We start from the raw sequence: 2,151 nt of genomic DNA on the forward strand, positions 1-2,151 counted from the left end.
GGGCCTCGCCACCTATCCGGGCGCCGACGAGGCCAATCCGCGCCGGGAGAACAAGCACGGCCAGATCTTCGAGATCACCGAGGACCGGGGCGACCACACGGGCGAGACGTTCCGCTGGGCGCTGCCCATCGTGTGCGGCGACCCGGAGGATCCGGCGACCTTCTTCGCCGGCTACGACAAGTCGGCCGTCTCACCCATCTCGTGCCCGGACAATGTGGCCTTCGACCGCGCGGGCAACCTGTGGATCGCCACCGACGGCAACGCCCTGGACAGCAACGACGGCCTTTTCGCCACCCCCATCGAGGGGACGGACAAGGGCCACCTCAAGCAGTTCCTCACCGTGCCGCCCGGGGCGGAGACGTGCGGGCCGTTCCTGACGGCCGACGACCGGAGCGTCTTCGTCGCCGTCCAGCACCCCGGCGAGGTCACCGGCGCCACCCTCGACAACCCGGCGTCCACCTGGCCCGACGGCGACTACGCCCGGCCCGCCGTCGTCGTCACCTGGCGCCCCGACGGCGCCCCGATCGGCACCTGACCCGGCGACTGGCTGTACCTGACACCTATCGTCAACACCGCATATGTCCTTCGAGGATGATCTGTTAACCCGGAGTTCAGCTTCTGGCGGGCCGGGACTCATCGAGCCCTGGAAACCTCGGCCGCACGTCACGACGGTCCGCCAGGAGTCACCACATGACAGAACGCCCTCGTCTGCTCCCGCTGCTCGGCCACCCGGGCTCGGGGCGCGACGCCATGACCTGCCTCTACCGCTGCGGCAACGCGTGCGACCACCCGGTGCCGAACGAGTCGGGCAACCCGTACCTCGGCGATGTGGTCCGCGACGGCATGACCCGGCGCGGGGTCGTCCGGGCCGGGGCCGTCGGCGCCCTCGTGCTCGGCTTCGGGGCCTCGGCCGCGGCCGGCGCCACGCCGGCCGCCGCCGCACCGGCCACTCCCGCCGCCGCGCCCGTAACGGAAATGCTCGGGAACCTCACCAAGGCCAAGGCCGGCAAGCTGAGCTTCAAGGCGATCCCGCCGAACAAGCTGGACTCGTTCATCGTGCCCAACGGCTACGACTCGTCGGTCGTGCTGCGCTGGGGCGACCCGATCCTGCCCGGCGCGCCCGCGCTCGACGTCACCAAGCAGACGGCGGCGCGCCAGTCCGCGCAGTTCGGCTACAACAACGACTTCGTCGGCGTGCTGCCGCTGGGCAAGGACGGCACGCGGGCCCTGCTCGTCGTCAACCACGAGTACACCAACGAGAACCTCATGTTCCCCGGCTTCACCTCGCTCGAGGCGCTGACCGTGGGGCAGATCGAGGTCGCGATGGCCGCGCACGGCCTGTCGGTGGTCGAGCTCGAGCGCGTCGGGCGTACGGGCCAATGGCGCCCCGCCACCGGCAAGCGCCTGCCCTACAACCGCAGGATCACGGCTCTCTCCACGAAGTTCCAGCTCACCGGCCCGGCCGCCGGCTCCGCGTTCGTCCGGACCGCGGCTGACCGTACGGGCACCACGGTCATCGGCACGCTGAATAACTGTTCCGGCGGGGTCACCCCCTGGGGCACCGTGCTCTCCGGCGAGGAGAACTTCAACCAGTACTTCGTCGGCGGCGACAGCGCCCCGGCGGCCGACAAGCCCCGCCTCGCGCGGTACGGCATCTCGACGACGACGCGCATACCGGCCGACTCGCGCCGGTGGGAGCGGGCGCAGGAGCGCTTCGACCTGGCCAAGCACCCCAACGAGGCCAACCGCTTCGGCTGGATCGTCGAGGTCGACCCGACGGACCCGACGTCGCGCCCGCGCAAGCACACCGCGATGGGCCGGCTCAAGCACGAGGGCGCCAACGTCATCGTCGCCCGCTCGGGTCACGTCGTCGCGTACATGGGCGACGACGAGCGCTTCGACTACCTGTACAAGTTCGTGTCGTCCGGTGTCTTCAAGCCGGGCAACCGCAAGCACAACCTGGCGCTGCTCGAATCCGGCACGCTCTACGTGGCCAAGGTGACCGGCGACAGCCCCGCGACGGAGATCGACGGCACCGGCAAGCTGCCGTCCGACGGCGCTTTCGACGGTACGGGCAAGTGGATCAAACTCGTGTCGGGCGGGCGTTCCTTCGTGCCGGGCATGACCGCCGCCGAGGTGCTGACCTTCACG

Annotated in this window: 2 protein-coding genes; both read left to right on the forward strand. The window is 70.4% G+C overall.

Annotation, left to right across the window (positions count from 1 at the left end; translation table 11 throughout):
* A partial coding sequence (locus tag RAN62_RS40970; RefSeq protein ID WP_305790304.1) for a PhoX family protein occupies positions 1-535 on the forward strand: 535 nt, incomplete at its 5' end.
* Positions 536-690: 155 nt separating this feature from the next.
* Positions 691-2,151, forward strand: a 1,461-nt coding sequence (locus RAN62_RS40975) for a PhoX family protein (RefSeq protein ID WP_305790305.1), incomplete at its 3' end; no start/stop codon positions are given.

The sequence above is a fragment of the Symbioplanes lichenis genome, from assembly GCF_030709675.1.
In the GTDB taxonomy this organism is placed as follows: Bacteria; Actinomycetota; Actinomycetes; order Mycobacteriales; family Micromonosporaceae; genus Actinoplanes; species Actinoplanes lichenis.